The sequence below is a fragment of the Dyella halodurans genome (assembly GCF_026283925.1).
GTDB lineage: Bacteria > Pseudomonadota > Gammaproteobacteria > Xanthomonadales > Rhodanobacteraceae > Dyella > Dyella halodurans.
Map to the genome: position 1 here is coordinate 25620 of NZ_JAPDPF010000005.1, position 17145 is coordinate 42764.

The following is a 17145-nucleotide window of genomic DNA, read 5'->3' on the forward strand; positions in this document are numbered from 1 at the left end:
GGTGGGTGCTCGCGGGAACGCTAAAAAGTGCCCGCTTCAATCAATCGCTATCGCAAGATTGACCCCTCACCCTACCCTCTCCCCTTCGGGGAGAGGGATAAGCGCAGCGCTCAGACCTTCTTGATAAAACAGGTCTTCAACACCAGCGTAGAGCGCCCGTCGCGGCATTCGACTTCTTCGGGGTTGTCCTCGTCCACGCGGATGGACTTGAACACCGTGCCGCGCTTGAGCGTCTGCGACGAGCCTTTTACCTTGAGGTCCTTGATGACCTGCACCGAGTCGCCGTCGAGCAACACGGCGCCATTGCTGTCTTTCACGTTCAAGTCGATCTTCCTGCGCGAAACAAGGCGCTTATTGTAGCGCCGTGCGGGCGAGGCGACTCAGCCGCGGCGCAGTCGCACCCCGCTCACCGCGGCCAGTCCGAGCAGGACAAACACGATGCCCACCACTTCCATCGCGCTGGGGTGCTCGTGCAGGATCGCCCACGCCAGCAGGACGCTGACGATAGGCACGCCGAGGCTGGCCAGGCTGGCCACGGCGGTCGGAAGGCGCTGCAGCACCACCAGCCACAGGCCCCAGGCCAGGCTGGAGGCCATCACCACGCTATAGGCCAGTCCGCCGACGAAGCCCCAGCTCCAGTCGATCGGGCGCTGCGGTACGCATAGCGTGATGAGGGACAGGGCGATTGCCCCGAACAACATCTGCCATGCGGTGAGATTGAGTGGCGTCGGCGCGTGATGCAGGAATACCCGCTTGCTCAATACCGTGCCCGTCGCCCAGGCCATGCCGGCACCGATCGCCAGCAAGGTGCTGCCGGTATTGCCCAGGCCGTGCCACGGCTCGATGATGCAAACCAGTCCGATCGCGGCGAGCCCGAGGCCTAGCCAGCGACGCGGCGTCAGCCGCTCGTGCAGCATCACCCATGCCAGCAGCACGGCCCAGAACGGCATGGTGTAAGCCAGCAGGGCGACGCGGCCGGCGCCGCCATTCACCAGCGCCCATTGCCCCAGGCCCTGGAAGGCAGCGGTCTGGGCGAGGCCGATCATGAGGGTAGGCAACAACGGCGGCGGCCGCAGCGACTGTCGCGTCGCCAGCAAGGCGCCAAACAAAAGCAGCGCCCCAAGCACGTAGCGCAGCGCGGCGAAATCGAAGGGGCCGGCGTGTTGCAGCACCTGCTTCATTACGACCCAGCTATAGGCCCAGATCAGGATGGTGGCGAGCAGCGCCAACACGGCGCCGCGCGGAGGCGGTGATGCGGTCATGGCGTCAGACCAGGTCGATGGAGCGCGGCGTATGACGGGCGTTGCCCTTGTGACGCGCCAGTGGGTGGGATAGCGTCGTGGCTTGCCCGGAAACTAGCAAGGGGAGGGTCATGGCCGCAACGAGTTCGTGGAACGCACCCGTGGCCTGCGCCGGATTGGCGGCGTACGTCGGCATGCTGTTCCGCTTTCCACTGCTGGTGCAGATGGTGCAGGCTGGCGAGATCGCCTTGCTCAGTGCCGTGCCGACCGTGCTCGGTGCCTTGCTGCTGCTGGTGGCGTGCTTTGGCCTGCTGCTGCGCAGGCCGATCCGCGGATGGCTGTTTGCCATCGCTGCGGTCGCCTTGCTCGTTGGCTTGATCTGGCTGCCTAGCCTGGTGTTTTCGTTCTGGCTTTGGCTGGCCGTCGTCGTGGCGGTGGCGGGGACCGTGATTGGCTTTCGCTCCCGGCGCCGCGCAGGTGCGGAAGACTGATCCAGGCCAGGGCAAAGGGCTCGCACGTCATTACACGGAGTTCAGCACATGAAGCGTTGCCACTGGGGCGATAGCCCGGACATGCACGACTATCACGATACGGAGTGGGGCGTGCCTCTGCACGACGATCGCGCGCTGTTCGAATTCCTCTGCCTGGAAGGCGCGCAGGCCGGACTGTCGTGGCGCACCGTCTTGCTCAAGCGCGACAACTATCGTCGCGCCTTCCATGACTTCGATATCGCCAAAGTGGCGGCGCTCAAGGATCGCGAGCTGGAAAAGCTGCTGTTGGATCCGGGCATCATCCGGAACCGCCTCAAGGTAACGGCCGCGCGTGACAACGCCATCACGGCACTCGACGTCATCCGCGAACACGGCAGCCTGGACCAGTTCCTGTGGTCATTCGTCGACGGCAAGCCCATTCGCAATCGCTGGCGTGAGCAGGGCGAGGTGCCGGCGAGCACGCCGCTGTCGGACCGCATGAGCAAGGAGCTGAAGAAGCGCGGCTTCCGTTTTGTCGGCACCACCATCTGCTACGCCTTCATGCAGGCGACGGGCATGGTCAACGACCATGTGGTGGGGTGCTTTCGCTACAAGGAAGTGTGATGCCCATGACAGCAGCACGATCCTTCCCGCGCCATCTCGTCTCAAGTCGGGACGACGCGGGAAGTGCGAATGTCTAGCGCCGCCGCGAACCGCGCAGGCTGTCGACGGAGAAACTGGCCATCTCGCCACCGCCAGGCGTGCGGCGCGATTGTCCGTGGGGCGGGCCCCAGGCGTGCGCGGTGACGACTTCCCATGTCGCGGGAATACGCCCGTCGACGCGCATGGCTTCATAAGCCGCAAGCATGCGCTGGTAGTGGCGCTTGCCGAGCAGATGGCGTTCGCGTTCGCGATCGGCATTGGTGGCGCCCAGGCCCTGCAATTCCTTCAGCAACAGGCGCGGCTCGCTATAGGTGAGCGTATAGCGATCCACATCGAGCACCGGGTCGCGTAGACCGGCGTTGATCATCGCGTCGCCCAGATCATGCATATCGAGAAAGCGGCTCACGTGCGGCTGCTGGTCGGCCTCGGCCCAAGCGGCGCGCAGTTCCTTCAGCGTGTCGGGGCCGAAGGTGGAGAACACCAGCAAGCCACCGGGCTTGAGCACGCGCACGCATTCGCCGAACAGCGCCGGCAGATCGTCGATCCACTGGAAGCACAGGTTGGAATGCAGCACATCCACGCTGTGATCGGGCAGCGGTAGCGAGGTGGCGTCGGCACAGACGCGCTGGAACGGCTTCAGCCAGCTGATGTGCTTCTTCGCCGCGCGCAGCATGGGCAGCGCAAGGTCGGCGGCGATCACCTGCGCCTTGGGATAGCGCTTGCGCAGCAGCGCGGTGCCGCGCCCGGTGCCTGCGCCCACGTCGAGCACGCGTGCAGGCGCTTCGAGATAGAAGCCAAGGCGATCCAGTAGCAGTCCCTGCACTTCCTGTTGCAAGGCGTCGTGCTGTTCATAGGTGATGGCGGCGCGGCCGAAGTTCCGGCGCACCTGGCGCTTGTCGAAATGCGATTCGCTCATCGCAGCGTATCCAGTAACGGCGTCAGCACATTCGCAACGTCATCGGCGTAACCGAAGAACGGCGCGTGGCCGGCGTGGGCGATCTCGTGATACGTGCCGCGAGCCTGTTCGGCGGACCAGGCCATCGCGGGCGGTGGCACCAGACGGTCACGGTGTCCGGCAATCCAGGTGTTCGGCACCGCGAGCGAGGCAAGGTCGGCGCGGCGGTCGGTGGTTTCCAGAATGCGGATACCTTCCTGCAGCACGCGCATATTCGGTTCGCCGCGGGTGAACATCAGGCTGCGTAGGTGGCGTAGCTCGGCGCGCGGATCGGGACTGCCCATCGCTTCGAGCGCGATGAAGCGTTCGAGCGTGGCGTGGTAGTCGGTTTCCAGATCGTCGGCGAGCTGGCGCACGAGCTTGGGGTCGCTGCCGTAGGGCCAGTCTTCGTCACGCGAGAACTTGGGTGTGCCGCAAATGACGCCGAGGCCGCGTGCGTGCTGCGGGTGTTCCAGGGCTGCCGTCAGCGCCACCAGGCCGCCCAGCGACCAGCCGATCCACAGCGCGGGCGGGGTGCGTTCGGCAATCGCCTGGGCACAGGCCGAAGGTTCCAGTGGCAGCGTGCTGTCGCGCGAATAGCCATGGCCGGGAAGGTCGACCACATGCATCGAGCAGCGATCCGCCAGCGCGTCCACCAGCGGCTCCATCATGCCGCCGTGCATCGCCCAGCCATGCAGGATCACCACGGGGATCGGGCCGCGGCCGTGGGTTTCGATGTGGAGACTCACTGATCCTTCTCCCCGCCGGGGAGAAGGTGCCCCGAAGGGGCGGATGAGGGGTGAGTGCTCGCGGGCATGCTCAACGAAGCTCGCTCTGCTGATGCGCTATCGCTAGATTGGCCCCTCACCCCAGCCCTCTCCCCGAGGGGGAGAGGGAGCAAGGGCGCGGGCGCCAGGCGCTTGTCTACGGCGCCGCGCTCGTCGAACACGAAACAATCGCCGCGCCAATGCGTGCCGTCGGTTTCCTCGAAGTACTTCAGGATGCCGCCTTCCAACTGGTAGACGTTGTCGATGCCGATGTCCTGCAGATGCAGGGCGGCCTTTTCGCAGCGGATGCCGCCGGTGCAGTACGACACCACGGTCTTGTTCTCGTAGCGGGCGCGGTCGGCGGCAATCGCTTCGGGAAAGTCGGTGAAGCTGCTCAGGCGATAGTCCACGGCATTCTCGAACAGGCCGACGTCGGTCTCGTAATCGTTGCGCGTGTCGAGCAGCACGACCTCGCGACCCTCGTCGTCACGACCTTGCGCCAGCCAACGCTGCAGGGTGCGCGGCGCCACGGCCGGCGCTCGCGTGGCTTCCGGACGAATCGCCGGCATGCGCATGGTGATGATTTCCTTCTTCAGGCGCACGCGCATGCGGCCGAACGGGATCTCGTCGGAGATCGACTCCTTCGGTTCCAGCCCGGCGAAGCGCGGGTCGCTGCGCAGCCAGTCCATGAAGGCATCGATGGGTTCGCGCGGGCCGGCCAGGAACAGGTTGATGCCTTCGGGTGCCAGCAGGATGGTGCCCTTCAGCGCGAGCGCTTCGCAGCGTTCGAGCACGCGCTCGCGCAGCGCCGGAAGGTCGTCCAGGCTGACGAAGCGGTAAGCGGAGAGATTGATGATGGACATGGGCAGAGGGGTACGGCGAGGCCGCCATTATACGGGGCGTGCCAAAGGCGCCCCCGTGGGCAGGCGTGACAGGGCATCCAGCAGCCGGTCCACGTCGGTCTCCGTGTGCATGGCAGACAGCGTGATGCGCAGGCGCGCCTTGCCTTGCGGCACCGTGGGCGGGCGGATCGCGGTGACCAGCAAACCCTGCTGTTCCAAGGCTTCCGCCGCGTCCAGCGCGGCCTGGGCATCACCCAGCAGCAGCGGCTGGATGGCGGTGGGCGAGGGCATCAGGGGCAGGCCGAGCTGCGCCGCGCCCTGGCGGAAGCGGGCGATCCGCTGGTTCAGCTGGTCGCGCCGCCAGTCTTCCGTCTGAGCCAGCCGCACGGCGGCCAGCGTGGCAGCGGCGAGGGCCGGCGGCATCGCAGTCGTATAGATATAGGTACGGGCGGACTGCACCAGGCCGTCGATCAGCGCGGTTGAGCCGGCCACGAAGGCGCCGCTGCAGCCGAGCGCCTTGCCCAGCGTGGCCATCAACACCGGCACTTCGTCCTGGCTGAGCCCGCTGTCGACCACGCTGCCTGCGCCTTGCGCGCCAAGCACGCCCAAGCCATGGGCATCATCGACCATGAAGGTGGCGCCTTCGCGCTGGCAAAGCTGGGCCAGTGCGGCCAGCGGCGCGATATCGCCGTCCATGCTGAAGACGCCATCGGTGGCGAGCAGGGCGGCCGCATCGCTGCGGCTGTCGAGCTGGCGCGCCGCGCCGTCCACGTCGGCATGCGGAAAACGCTTGAGTTCGGCACCAGCGAGCTGGGCGCCATCGAGCAGGCAGGCGTGGTTGAGCTTGTCCTGCACGCACAGGTCATCGCGTTGCAGCAGTGCCTGCATCACACCCAGGTTCGCCATATAGCCGGTGGAAAACAGCAGCGCGCGCTCGCGCCCGGTCCACTCGGCCAGCGCTTCTTCCAGCGCGGCATGGGCGCTGCGATGACCGCAGATCAGATGGGCCGAGCCGCTGCCGACGCCGTCGCCATCGGCGGCCTGCTTGAGCGCGGCGATCAACTGCGGATGTTGCGCCAGGCCGAGGTAATCATTGCTGCAGAACGCGAGCAGGCGCCGCCCGTCGCGTTCCACCCAGGCGCCATCCACGCGATCCACCGTGCGCAGGCGCCGCCGCAAGCCCGCCTGCGCGCGTTCGGCGCTGTGGCGGGCGAGACGCTCGGTGAGCGAGGGACGGGTCATGCGGCCAACGGGATGGCGGTCAGGCGGCCGCGCTGCAACCGCAACCGTTGCCGCAGCCGGCCGCCTCGGTTTCGAGGATGTCGGCATGCACCGTGTCGGTTTCTTCCGCGACTTCCAGCGGATGCAGGTCGAGGCGGGCGAACAGCTGGCGGTCGTGCTCCACGTCGGGGTTGCCGGTGGTCAGCAGCTTTTCGCCGTAGAAGATGGAGTTCGCGCCGGCAAAGAAGCACAGCGCCTGCACCGCGTCGTCCATCTGCTGGCGGCCGGCCGAGAGGCGCACCATCGAGGCGGGCATCAGGATGCGCGCCACCGCGATCGTGCGCACGAAATCGAACGGGTCCAGCGCCTGCGTGCCGTTCAGCGGCGTGCCTTCCACCTGCACCAGCTGGTTGATCGGCACCGACTGCGGGTGCTCGGGCAGGCTGGCCAGGGTCTGCAGCAGGCCGGCGCGCTGGTCGCGCGTTTCGCCCATGCCGACGATGCCGCCGCAGCAGGTCTTCAGGCCCGCTTCGCGCACATGGTCCAGCGTGTCCAGGCGATCTTGGTACTGGCGCGTGTGGATGATCTCGCCGTAGAACTCCGGCGCGGTGTCCAGGTTGTGGTTGTAGTAGTCCAGGCCCGCCTGCTTCAGCGTCTGCGCCTGTTCGCCGCTGAGCATGCCCAAGGTGGCGCAGGTTTCCAGGCCCAGGCCCTTCACCGCGCGCACGATCTCGGCGACCTTCTCCACGTCGCGATCCTTCGGGCTGCGCCAGGCCGCGCCCATGCAGAAGCGGCTGGCGCCGGCGCTCTTGGCGGCCTGCGCCCGTGCCACCACGGCATCCACGCTCATCAGCTTCTGCGCCTGCACGCCGGTGTCGTAACGCGCCGCCTGCGGGCAGTAGGCGCAATCCTCGGGACAGCCGCCGGTCTTGATCGACAGCAGGGTCGATACCTGCACGGCATTCGGGTCGTGGTGCTCGCGGTGCACGCTATGGGCGCGATGCAGCAGCTCGTTGAACGGCAGGGCGAACAGCGCGGCCACTTCGGCGCGGGTCCAGTCGTGGCGGATCGGTTGGGCCATGGCGGGCATTCCGGGGTGGGGAAGCGCGACAGTTTGGCAGGGCCGCTCCGGCTGTCAACTTTCCATGGACATCATTGGTTGACGATGCGCAAACGTATGGCTGCCGCTACCATCGGGAGCAGTCACCCCATGGAGTCACAGGCATGAGTGCAGGACAGGGCAGTGCCGGCAACGTGCTCGCGGCGATTTGCAGCTTTTTCATCCCCGGCCTGGGCCAGCTGGTGCAGGGGCGCGTGTGGATCGCCCTGGTGATGTTCGTGCTCGCCGGGATCCTGTGGATCGTCTGGCTGGGCTGGATCATCCACCTGTGGTCGATCCTCGACGCGGCGCTGTTCAAACCCAAGAGCTGAGGCAGGGGCGTCGCGCATGGAGGCGCTTTCCTGGTGGCGACGGGCGGCGGACGCGTTGCAGCGCTTCGCCTTGCCCCGGCATTGCCTGTTATGCGGCGGGCCCGGCGACGACGGGCTCGATCTCTGTCGCGACTGCGCCGCCGAGCTGCCACGCAATCGCAGCTGCTGCGCTCGCTGTGCCCTGCCGCTGGCGCTGCCGGCGGCCTTGTGCGGGCAATGCCAGCGGCGCCCGCCGCCGTGGGACGCGGCGTGGGTGCCGTTCCGCTACGCGTGGCCATTGGACCGGCTGGAATCGCGCTTCAAGTTCGGCGCGGACCTTGCGGCGGGTCGCGTGCTGTCGACCCTGTGGCTGCGCGAGATGCCAGCCGTGGAACCGCCCCAGTTGATCATCCCGGTGCCGCTGCATCGTTCGCGTTTGCGCCAGCGCGGCTACAACCAGGCCCTGGAGCTGGCTCGGCCGCTGGCACGCGAGCTGCGCCTACCCACGCGGCACGACCTGCTGCAACGCCCGCGCGCGACCACGGCACAGACCGAACTGGGCGCCGTCTCGCGTCGCCGCAATGTGCACGGTGCCTTCGCGGCGAAGGCCGGCGCGGTCTGGCCCACCCATGTCGCCCTGCTCGATGATGTGATGACCACCGGCGCCACCGTGCACGAGTGTGCTCGCGTGCTCAAACGTGCGGGGGTAACACGCGTCGATGTCTGGGCGCTGGCGCGTGCGCCCGCGTCGCGCAGTTAGTCCCTGCGCTCCCACGGCATCGACCGCTGCCGAGCTTCGGCTAGGATGCAACGCGACCCCTACTGGAGAGTGCACCGTGGCGCAGCGTCGTTCTGTTCTGGCCGTCCTTTTGCTGGCATGCCTTCCGGCGGCGGTATCGTTCGCGGCAGACTCCAAGCCTGCGACCGATAAAGACTTCGTTGCCTACGCGCAACCCGTGATTGCATTCACCCATGCGGACATCGTCGATGGCACCGGCCACAAGGCCGCCCATGACCAGACCCTGGTCATCGATAAGGGCCGCATCGCGGCGCTGGGGAAATCCAGCCGGGTGAAGGTGCCCGATGGCGCCACCGTCATCGATGCGCACGGCAAGACCTTGCTGCCGGGCTTCGTGCTGATGCACGAGCACATGTTCTATCCCGCCGGCGAAGCCGCTTATAACGAGATGACCTTCAGCTTCCCGCGGCTGTATCTCGCCGGTGGCGTCACCACCATGCGCACGGCCGGCACGATGATGCCGTACGCCGACATCAACGTGCGCGATGCCATTGCGCGGGGCGAGCTGGTCGGTCCGGACATGGACGTGACCGGTCCCTATCTCAACGGCCCTGGTCTACCGATTCCTGGCGTGCACGTGCTCAGCGGCGTCGACGATGCCGAGCGCACGGTCAATTACTGGGCCGACGAAGGCGTCACGTCGTACAAGGCCTATATGCAGATCAGTCGCGCCGAACTGCAGCGCGCGATCGAAGTGGCGCACCAGCGCGGCCACAAGATCACTGCGCACCTGTGCTCGGTGACCTATCGCGAAGCGGTGGAGCTGGGCATCGACAATCTGGAACACGGCTTCTTCGTGGCCAGCGATTTCGTACCGGACAAGCAGCACGACACTTGTCCTTCCGGCGCAGCCGTGCAGAAGTCCCTGGTGGATATGGACCCAGCGTCACCTGAAGCGAAGGCGCTGATCAAACTCCTGGTCGACCACCATGTGGCGCTTACCTCCACACTCACCGTCTTCGAAACCTTTGTGCCCGGTCGACCGAAGGCGCCGCAAGGCGTGCTCGACCTGATGATTCCCGAAGTGCGCGCGCAGTACGAGGCGCAGTGGAACAAGGTCCAGGGCAGCAAGACCGCCTGGTCAACGCTGTATCCGAAACTCGCCAGGCTGGAAAAGCAGTTCGTCGATGCTGGCGGCACGCTGATGGCTGGCACGGACCCGACCGGCTACGGCGGCGTGGTGCCCGGCTATTCCGCCCAGCGCGAAATTGAATTGCTGGTGGAAGCGGGTTTCAGCTTCGAGCAGGCCATCCACATCGCCACCTTCAACGGCGCGCACTATATGGGCCGCGACGCCGATATCGGCACCCTGGCGGTGGGCAAGCGCGCCGATATCGTGGTCATCGACGGCAACCCGCTCAAGGACGTCGCCGCGATTGAACACATGCCGTTCGTATTCAAGAACGGCGTGGGCTACGACCGGCAGGCGATCCTTGGCACGATGAGTCATACGGTGGGCTTGCACTGAGCGGCATGCCGCTTCGATGCAGGTTCGGTCGACGACAACGATGGGCTGCGTTGTCGTGCCTCAACACCGGCCAGGCGCAGCCATAGCCAGGGAGTACCAGAACGAATGGCCATCCAACTGTTTCACGCCGACACCGATGAACAGATCGCGGCGACCTTCGCGGTGATGCAGCAACTGCGGCCTCACCTGCAGCGCTCCGAGTACGGTGCGCAGATCCGCAGCCTGATGGCCAGCGACGGCTTGCGCTTGCTGGCGCTGGCGGACGGCGAGGTGGTCAGGGCCGTGGCCGCCTACCGCGTCATGAACATGCTGTATTGCGGCCGCGCGCTGTTTATCGATGACCTGGTCTCGGATGAACACGCCCGCTCGCTTGGCTATGGCGCGCAATTGATCGCGCGGCTGAGGGACGAAGCGCAGACGCTTGGCTGCAGCGAGGTCCAGCTGATCTCCCGCGTCACCCGCGAGCAGGCGCATCGCTTCTATTTCCGTGAGGGCTTCGGCATCGAATGCTTTCACTTTCGCAGCAAGCTGGCCTGAGCATGGCCTGGCCCGCCGGGCCTTTGCAGCGCTGACACGAAGAGGCCCGGGACGAGTCCCGGGCCTCAGGTGCGCCGGCGTTTGCAAGCGGCAGCGGTGTTGCTGTCGTTATTGCGCCAGGGTGTTGATCAAGGCCGCCTGCGGGCTACCCCAGCCTGTCACCAGGTCATAGCCGGTCACGGCTGTATAGCTGCCGGACTTGCCACTGGTGATGTCATGGAAGTTGGTGCCATAGCTGCTGGTGATGTTCAGCGGATAGATGGTGGCGTTGAAGTTGCCTACGCGCGTGCCGCCGTTGGCAATCGCCTGCTGGTTGACCAGGGCGATGAAGGCTGCCCACATCGGTGCGGCGAAGCTGGTGCCGCCGTACGCGTTGGCCTGGCAGGTGGTCTGGTCGGCGCAGGTGTAGAAGGTGAAGTTGGCATTGGCCGAGACATCCGGGCCGTTGCGCAAGGTGGTCGAACCCTTGTTGCTGGTATTGATCACACCCGCAAGCTTCTGCCAGGAAGGAATGGCGATCTTGTCGGGCGAGATGCCGCCGCCGCTGTCGACCCAGGCGGTCTCCGACTTCCACGCGCCGCCCGCGCTGGCGGTGACCAGGTCGGTGCCGCCGACGGAGATCACATAGGCGTCGTCGGCCGGCCACGCTTCATTGCGCCGCGACCAGGTCGAACTATCGCCGGAGGCGGCGAAGAAGGTCTGGCCCTGGGCGGCCATCTTCTCGAAGTACGGATCAAGCGTCGACGGATCCGCGGGCGTCCAACCCCACGAGCAGCCAATCGTGGTGGGTAGCGGGCTGTGCGTCGTCATCGAGCTGATGATGGCGGTATCGGTGGAACCGATATACATCACCAGGCTGCTGAGCCCGGGCGCCATGCCCAGTGCCTGGGTCATGTCCAGCGTCTGCTCGGTGTCGTCGCAGCCGCTCTTGTACAGGCAGGCCGTGCTGGTGCCGTCGGTCGAGAGCAGGGTGACAGGGACGTTGTTGGTCTGCCCCACGTTCTTGTAGTACGTGGTGAGATCAGCCAGGTCGGTACCTTCATACTCGAACAAGCCGAGGTTCTGGCCTGCGCCGGTGAGTGCCGTGCCGCCGTAGTAGGCCGCGCGCATGTCACTGCCGAGGAAGGAGGCCGACGGGCCCGAACCGGTGGTGGCGTGCGAGACGACAGCTTCAGGGCTGATGCCATTGGCCTTGGCGAAATCGCTCTTCTTGACGTAGAGCGGATGCGGCAGCGAGTAGTTGTCGAGTCCGGAGACATGCCAGAGCGCGATGCCCAGCGCCGTCGTGGGCTCCCGATCGGGGCTGAAGAATACGCGGTTCTCGGTGGGATGCTGATAGGTACGCATCTTGACGTTGAAAGCAGCTTCGACGGCAGCAACCGGGCCCCTGACCTGCACGTCCATGCCATCGCGGCTGCCGCCGGTGATGGTCAGGCCGTTCCTGCCCAGATAACGCACGACATTGTCGTAGTCGCTCTGTGTCGGACCAAACCTCGCCGTGAATTGCGCCGGCGTAAGGAACTGATGATAGGAAGCGCTGGCAGGATTGTTGACGTTCGCCACGAACGCGTCGAGACCCGCCTGGTCGCGCACCGGCAACACCACATCCAGGCTCATCACCTGGTTGGCCGCGAGGCTCCCCACCTGCGCCGCTGTCTTGCCGCTCACCGCGTCGCGCACATGATGCGTCAACACCTCCGCAGCCTGCGCGGCGGCGGTGGCACCGAACGCCAACGCGATGGCGACGGACAGAGCACAGGTCTTGCGAACCAGGCCTGATACACCGTTCCCAAGATCCGTTCCAGTCGAAGCTGTTCTATTCATTGGAAGCTACTCCCCATATAGACAGTGACAGTGAAAATCGGAATGCCTGACGGCATGCTCCCCCGGTGTGCCGAATGGCCGCGGGAGCGTAGGCTCGCGTTTGTTGCCGTCGGGTGAAGTGACTGCCGATCAGGCAAGGAAAGTTTTTGCGATCGGCGCAGGATCTCCCCTCGCGCCTGGAGCAGAGCACCTCGAGCTCCCGCGAATTTTCAAAACACGCTCAAAAACAGGGCTTTTACCTCGCCGAGCTGGAGGCACGCTTGCCTGGCCCGGCGCCGAAACTTTCGCTTTAAGCTCTATGGGAATTATTCCTAGAAGGGCGGGCCACGGCCGCTCGGCATGCGCGTTCGCCCCTCCTAAAGCAGTGGAACCCCGGCGCTGGCTGGCGGTACACAGGTGGCGCCAATGCCTCGGCACGCGAACAGGTATGGCTTTGCACTCCTGCTGCCATACACCGACGCGATGGTGTATTGGCGAAGTGTCGTCACGCGGTGGAACTCGCCACGTGTGCATCGCTGCACCGTTTTGAGCGGCAATTACTTGCAGTCACCGGGAACGGCGGGCAAGCTAGATCGTTTGAGCAAACGGAGGTTCCATGTCTAGCGAAGAAACCATCATCCAGATCATGCCGGCTACCGGCTGGGTTGCCGTGTACGAGATCGACGGCGAGGAAAGCGCCGAGACCATCGTCTGCTTTGCGCTGGTCGAGTCGGTCGAGGATGGCGTCAAGCGCCGCGACGTCCGCCCGATGTGCGCGGAAGGCAAGCTCATCGAGTTCGCCGACGAAGCCGAGAATTTTGTTCGGGTCGAGGAACTGGCCGAATTCGAGGAAGAGGAAGACGAAGACGAGGATGAAGAGGTCGAGGAGTAATCCGGGCTTCGCATCAGCCTGACCTTGCCCGCCTTCTAGCCAAGGCGGGCATCTCCAGGACGCGTGCCATCTACCAGGTCAGGTCGTCCGGCACTTGGAACTGCTTGTAATACTCGTCGTCTACGTCGCTCGTGCTGCTGGCCGTGTTCAGGCCGTGATCGAGCACGATGGCGCTCGCGTCGCGTGCGTAGATCTTTTCGGCGGCAGCGCGGGGCAGTAGCTCGAAGCCCTGCTCATGGCGGGCGATGACCAGGGCGCCCTTGGCCAGCTGCGCACGTTGCACCTCGCTGACCAGCACGCTCTGGATCTTGTCTTCGACCGTGAAGCGATAGGTGAGCTCGCCGTCGCGCTTGATCTTGTGCGCCTCGACGATCTGGCGAATCTGCGCGCGCAGCTCGTTGGCGCGCAGCTGGGCGTTGTGTTCCGCGGCCAGGGCGCGATCGCGTTCGGCACGTTCCGCCAGCAAGCGCTGCGCATCCACCTGTTCCGTGCTGGCGGGCGCCGGTGCCTTGCCCTGGCGTTGCTTGGTCTGTTCGCGCACGACCTGGGCCACCTTGCCCTTTTTTACCAGGCCGGCCTTGAGCAGCTGTTCTTGCAGGGGATTGCGCATGGGAAACGGGAGTGTGGGTGCGAGATCGCGGACGCTTATTGTAACGCGCCTGCCCGAACGCGCAGGCGGCAGCGCCAGCGATGGCTGGATCAGCCGTTGCCGCGTACGCGCAAGGTCAGGCCCTTCAGGAAATTGCGCAGGGCCTGGTCGCCGCAGAGCCGGAAATTCTTGTGCTCGGGCTGGCGGAACAAGGCGGTCAATTCCGGCTTGGAAATCGGGAAGCCGGCATCCTCGAACGCCTGGTGCATGTCCACGTCCTTGAGCTGGAACGCGACGCGCAGCTTTTTCAGCACCACATTGTTGGTGACGCGCTTTTCAATCGGTCGCTGCGGCTGGCTCTCGTCCTTGCCCCGGTAGTGGAATACCAGCCCGTCGAGGAAATGCGCGAGCACGCGGTTGCTGCACTCGACGTAGCCTTCCTCATCGTCCTTCTTGAGAAAGGCCTGCACATCCGTCTTCTCGATCGGGAAATCGGCATCGGCGAGCTTGGTGATCTCGACCACCTTGATGTCGCTGAGATCGAGCATGTAGCGGATGCTGCGTAGTACGTCGTTGTTGATCATGACTATTCCGTGGTGCAACGCCTGCTGGCGCTTGGGGCAAGGCGGATTCTAGTGGCTTATGGCCTCGGCGGGGCTTGCCTGGCGCGCGCGCCACGTCGCCTCAGTAGCCGATCAGCACAGCCGGCGTGGGAAACGCTTTGACGCCAAACCAGCGCTCGCGCTCGTCGCGGCAACCCGGGCTGCCCATGGTGTATTTGCGGCAGATGGCGGGACGCTGTGCATAGATCGTGCAGCGCGAAGTGTTGGGATCCACCGCCGCACACCAGCCGTCCTCGCCCTTGGCCAGCGTTTCCATGCCGTGGGCGTCGCGATCGATCAGCCACTCCGGCACATGATCATCGGGCATCAACAGCACGGTGAGGCGGCAGCAAACCGCCTCGCAGTCGTTACAGCTGACGGACGGGTTGACGCTCTCGGCGTACGGATCGAGGGGGATGCTCACGCGTCAGTATGACGGCTTTCCCATGCGGGTATATGAACCCCACGCCGGCGCGGCCCGGGGCGGCGGCAGTCTCAATCCGGATAGTCGAGCCTCGGGTACCAGTGACTGTCGCGGCCTTCGGGAGTCATGTCCAGCACCGTCCAGAGCGGCATGAGATCGGGTGCGCCACGCGGATCCTGGCCGGGATCCGCGCTTTCAAAGCCCATTTCACCACCCCAGGAGTGGCGAATGACGCCGTTGCGGCGAGTGAACACGTTGATGGCCGCATCGTCGCCACCGTCCTTGCCGATGCCGTGGTAGTCGCGGCTGAAGCCACCGTTGATATCCGCATACAGCTTCAGGTGGCGCCAGCCACGCTCGTTCTTGAAGGCCACGAGACGCTCGATCGGCGACCGGGCCACCACCGCAAGCGCAATACGTTGCTCCATGTCGCGGGCCTCGCCGTCCCATGCACTGAGCAGCGATGTGCACATGGGACAGGGGCGCTTACGCTGCGGACCGAACATATAGCTGTAGATCACCAAGGTCTGCTTGTCGCCAAACAGACCCTCGAAGTCCACCGGCCCGCGTTCGCCGTGGAAACGGTAATCACCGGTCACCTCACCACCCGGAGGCAAGGCGCGGCGTTGCTCCGCCACGCGTTCGATATGCCGGCGCAGTTCAATTTCCTCGGCCAGCAGGGCCTGGCGCGCGCGACGGTAGTCGGCGCTTTCGTTCGGAAACCTCGTCTCGTTGCGTTTTGCGAGTTCGGCCGCGGGAACGAGGGTGGGGCTCTGTGCCATGGTCGTCTCCAGACTGAGGCCCGATCAATCGCGATCGGGTGCGCCAAGGGGGAACAGCGGACGGTATACGCGCGCCTCGTCGACGGCGCGTGCAAACGATGGCCGCGCCAGCAGCCGGCGTCGGTAAGCGAGCACATGCGTGAACGCGGCATCGATGCGATGCGTCCAGTCGGCATAGAACAAGAACGGTGCGGCGCCGCAATCGGCCAGGCTGAAGTGATCTCCGGCGGCCCATTCGCGATGGGCCATGACCTGGTCCAGCCAGGCGTAGGCGGTGTCGAGCATCTCGCGCGCCTCCCTGACGCCGCGCGCATCGCGTTCGGCCTCGGGTCGCAGGCGGTCCGCCACCACCCGCTGCGCCGGCGTCGACATGTAGTTGTCGAAAAAGCGGTCCATGGCGCGGACCTCCAGCGCCGCGACCGGGTCCCGCGGCAGCAAGCTGATCGGGCCCGGATAGTGCAAACCCAGGTACTCGATGATGATGCTTGCCTCGGGAATGCTGTGCCCGCCGTCCACCAGCACGGGGAAGCGCTTCAGCGGCCATAGCGCGGCGAACTCCCCCAACAGTTGCGCATTCTCATGTTGCAGCAGGCGCCACTCGAATGGCGTGTCGTTTTCATACAGCGCGACCAGCACCTTCTGGGAGTAGGAGGAAAATGGGTGGGCATAGAGCTTCAACGTCATCGCGGTTCACCGTGTGGAAGAGGGGGCTCTACTCAATGACGAACGGGATCGGTGGAAATCGACAGGCCGTGGAGTGCCGCCATGGCTGGACGATCCAGCCGATTCTGCAAGCACGCATCAGCGGCGGCCAGTGCGCCTTGCCTGAATGCCGTTCACGCCAGGATCACGACGGGGCGTCGTCCTAGGGATCGCGGGTCAGGCGCAGGTCGTTGAACTTGCGACGTTCGATCAGCGCGTCGACCTTGCCGTGTTCATCGCGGCGGAAGATCAGCAGGTTTCGTTCGTCGTCGCTGCCCATGAACACGTCCCTCGCGATGGGCTCGAGCACATTGGCCGGCCCGCCGGGCTTGCTGACGTAACTGAGTACACCGTGGGCGTTGCTGACGGTCCAGGCCCGGTCGGGTGCATAGCGGTAGGTGCCGCTGTAGTCGTCCAGAACCAAATTGGCGACAGCCAGCCTGGGCGGTGGCGTGGGCAAGGTCACATCCTCGTAGCCGGCAAGCTTCCAGGCGCCCGCCTCCTTCACGAAGGTCAGCAGCGACTGGTAGCGCACGACAAAGTTCTGCCCGAAGACGCTTTCACGCTCGTACTCCTCCGTTTGCAGGATCGCCGTGTCGCCATATTGCTGAACGTGGGCATCGCGTAGTTCGATGCTGCCAGACAGGCCGGGTGGAAACGGATGCAGCGATGCCACCGTATCGGCCTTGTGCGCCACACGGCCAAACTCGTCGACGATAACGGCATCGTCGGCAAGCGCCTGCTCCCAAACCGCCTTGTCGCCGGTTGGAATCGCGTCGACCAGCGCTTGCGTCGTGTGCAGGAGTTCATCGCGCAAGGGCTTCGGCGCTTCGGCGGCCTGCGCAGAAAACGCCGGGCTCAACGCAACCACGGCGGCAAACAGCAACCCGAGCGATCGCATAGGCATGACGACTCCTCTCAAGGATGTCGCGAAGCATACGCCGACCGCCAAACCCGTTACGCGTGCGTGAAGTCACTCCACGCATGCGCGGGAGTTCG

General features: G+C 65.3%; 21 protein-coding genes. 7 read left to right on the forward strand and 14 right to left on the reverse strand.

All coding sequences use genetic code 11. The features are described from left to right. Positions 1 to 110: 110 nt before the first annotated feature. Both OUZ49_RS11055 and OUZ49_RS11060 read right to left on the reverse strand, forming a co-directional pair. A complete protein-coding gene (locus tag OUZ49_RS11055; RefSeq protein ID WP_266150796.1) occupies positions 111 to 317 on the reverse strand; it encodes an alkylphosphonate utilization protein in 207 nt (68 codons plus the stop codon). A gap of 63 nt (positions 318 to 380) precedes the next feature. After that, positions 381 to 1262 carry a DMT family transporter gene (locus OUZ49_RS11060; RefSeq protein ID WP_266150464.1) on the reverse strand — a complete coding sequence of 294 codons (882 nt, stop codon included), beginning with the start codon at positions 1260 to 1262 and terminating at the stop codon, positions 381 to 383. Between the two features lie 110 nt (positions 1263 to 1372). Here OUZ49_RS11060 and OUZ49_RS11065 point away from each other — a divergent pair, with 110 nt between their 5' ends. Continuing rightward, on the forward strand, positions 1373 to 1732 hold the full coding sequence (locus tag OUZ49_RS11065; protein WP_266150465.1) for a hypothetical protein: 360 nt from the start codon (positions 1373 to 1375) through the stop codon (positions 1730 to 1732). Positions 1733 to 1780: 48 nt separating this feature from the next. Further along, positions 1781 to 2335: a DNA-3-methyladenine glycosylase I gene (locus tag OUZ49_RS11070; protein ID WP_266150466.1), complete on the forward strand. Its 555-nt coding sequence runs from the start codon at positions 1781 to 1783 to the stop codon at positions 2333 to 2335. Between the two features lie 73 nt (positions 2336 to 2408). Here OUZ49_RS11070 and bioC read toward each other — a convergent pair whose 3' ends face one another. The 5 genes from bioC to bioB are packed head-to-tail and all read right to left on the reverse strand — an operon-like array spanning position 2409 to position 7219. Next, positions 2409 to 3290: a malonyl-ACP O-methyltransferase BioC gene (gene bioC, locus OUZ49_RS11075; protein ID WP_266150467.1), complete on the reverse strand. Its 882-nt coding sequence runs from the start codon at positions 3288 to 3290 to the stop codon at positions 2409 to 2411. Next, positions 3287 to 4057: a pimeloyl-ACP methyl ester esterase BioH gene (gene bioH / locus OUZ49_RS11080; RefSeq protein ID WP_266150468.1), complete on the reverse strand. Its 771-nt coding sequence runs from the start codon at positions 4055 to 4057 to the stop codon at positions 3287 to 3289. The genes bioC and bioH overlap by 4 nt, the downstream gene beginning before the upstream one ends. Then, positions 4054 to 4938 carry a sulfurtransferase gene (locus OUZ49_RS11085; RefSeq protein WP_266150469.1) on the reverse strand — a complete coding sequence of 295 codons (885 nt, stop codon included), beginning with the start codon at positions 4936 to 4938 and terminating at the stop codon, positions 4054 to 4056. The genes bioH and OUZ49_RS11085 overlap by 4 nt, the downstream gene beginning before the upstream one ends. A gap of 27 nt (positions 4939 to 4965) precedes the next feature. After that, positions 4966 to 6159: an 8-amino-7-oxononanoate synthase gene (gene bioF / locus OUZ49_RS11090; protein ID WP_266150470.1), complete on the reverse strand. Its 1194-nt coding sequence runs from the start codon at positions 6157 to 6159 to the stop codon at positions 4966 to 4968. 19 nt (positions 6160 to 6178) lie between these two features. After that, a complete protein-coding gene (bioB, locus tag OUZ49_RS11095; RefSeq protein ID WP_266150471.1) occupies positions 6179 to 7219 on the reverse strand; it encodes a biotin synthase BioB in 1041 nt (346 codons plus the stop codon). Between the two features lie 143 nt (positions 7220 to 7362). Here bioB and OUZ49_RS11100 point away from each other — a divergent pair, with 143 nt between their 5' ends. The 4 genes from OUZ49_RS11100 to OUZ49_RS11115 all read left to right on the forward strand — a co-directional run bounded on the left by OUZ49_RS11100 (position 7363) and on the right by OUZ49_RS11115 (position 10352). Next, complete coding sequence (locus OUZ49_RS11100; protein WP_266150472.1) at positions 7363 to 7569, forward strand: hypothetical protein; 207 nt, start codon at positions 7363 to 7365, stop codon at positions 7567 to 7569. A gap of 16 nt (positions 7570 to 7585) precedes the next feature. Continuing rightward, complete coding sequence (locus OUZ49_RS11105; RefSeq protein ID WP_266150473.1) at positions 7586 to 8308, forward strand: ComF family protein; 723 nt, start codon at positions 7586 to 7588, stop codon at positions 8306 to 8308. Between the two features lie 196 nt (positions 8309 to 8504). Further along, entirely contained in the window at positions 8505 to 9815 is a 1311-nt protein-coding gene (locus tag OUZ49_RS11110; RefSeq protein WP_266150474.1) for an amidohydrolase family protein, read from the forward strand. A gap of 105 nt (positions 9816 to 9920) precedes the next feature. After that, positions 9921 to 10352: a GNAT family N-acetyltransferase gene (locus tag OUZ49_RS11115; protein WP_266150475.1), complete on the forward strand. Its 432-nt coding sequence runs from the start codon at positions 9921 to 9923 to the stop codon at positions 10350 to 10352. A gap of 108 nt (positions 10353 to 10460) precedes the next feature. Here the strand turns inward: OUZ49_RS11115 and OUZ49_RS11120 are convergent, their stop codons facing one another. Beyond that, positions 10461 to 12176, reverse strand: a complete 1716-nt coding sequence (locus OUZ49_RS11120; protein ID WP_266150476.1) for a S53 family peptidase — start codon at positions 12174 to 12176, stop codon at positions 10461 to 10463. Between the two features lie 595 nt (positions 12177 to 12771). On the opposite strand from OUZ49_RS11120, the gene OUZ49_RS11125 reads away from it, so the two are divergent. Continuing rightward, the gene (locus OUZ49_RS11125; RefSeq protein ID WP_266150477.1) at positions 12772 to 13047 is read left to right on the forward strand and encodes a hypothetical protein; all 276 of its coding nucleotides are present in this window, start codon (positions 12772 to 12774) and stop codon (positions 13045 to 13047) included. 70 nt (positions 13048 to 13117) lie between these two features. Here the strand turns inward: OUZ49_RS11125 and OUZ49_RS11130 are convergent, their stop codons facing one another. From OUZ49_RS11130 to OUZ49_RS11155, 6 genes are all read right to left on the reverse strand, one after another. Continuing rightward, entirely contained in the window at positions 13118 to 13657 is a 540-nt protein-coding gene (locus OUZ49_RS11130) for a DUF2058 domain-containing protein (protein ID WP_266150478.1), read from the reverse strand. An 89-nt stretch (positions 13658 to 13746) separates the two neighbouring features. Beyond that, positions 13747 to 14220 (reverse strand): YehS family protein, encoded by a 474-nt coding sequence (locus OUZ49_RS11135; protein WP_266150479.1) that lies wholly within the window; start codon positions 14218 to 14220, stop codon positions 13747 to 13749. A 100-nt stretch (positions 14221 to 14320) separates the two neighbouring features. Continuing rightward, complete coding sequence (locus tag OUZ49_RS11140) at positions 14321 to 14662, reverse strand: YkgJ family cysteine cluster protein (RefSeq protein WP_266150480.1); 342 nt, start codon at positions 14660 to 14662, stop codon at positions 14321 to 14323. A gap of 71 nt (positions 14663 to 14733) precedes the next feature. After that, complete coding sequence (locus tag OUZ49_RS11145) at positions 14734 to 15444, reverse strand: DUF899 family protein (protein WP_266150481.1); 711 nt, start codon at positions 15442 to 15444, stop codon at positions 14734 to 14736. Positions 15445 to 15468: 24 nt separating this feature from the next. Continuing rightward, on the reverse strand, positions 15469 to 16128 hold the full coding sequence (locus tag OUZ49_RS11150; RefSeq protein WP_266150482.1) for a glutathione S-transferase family protein: 660 nt from the start codon (positions 16126 to 16128) through the stop codon (positions 15469 to 15471). 181 nt (positions 16129 to 16309) lie between these two features. Then, on the reverse strand, positions 16310 to 17053 hold the full coding sequence (locus tag OUZ49_RS11155) for a nuclear transport factor 2 family protein (RefSeq protein ID WP_266150483.1): 744 nt from the start codon (positions 17051 to 17053) through the stop codon (positions 16310 to 16312). Between the last annotated feature and the right edge of the window lie 92 nt (positions 17054 to 17145).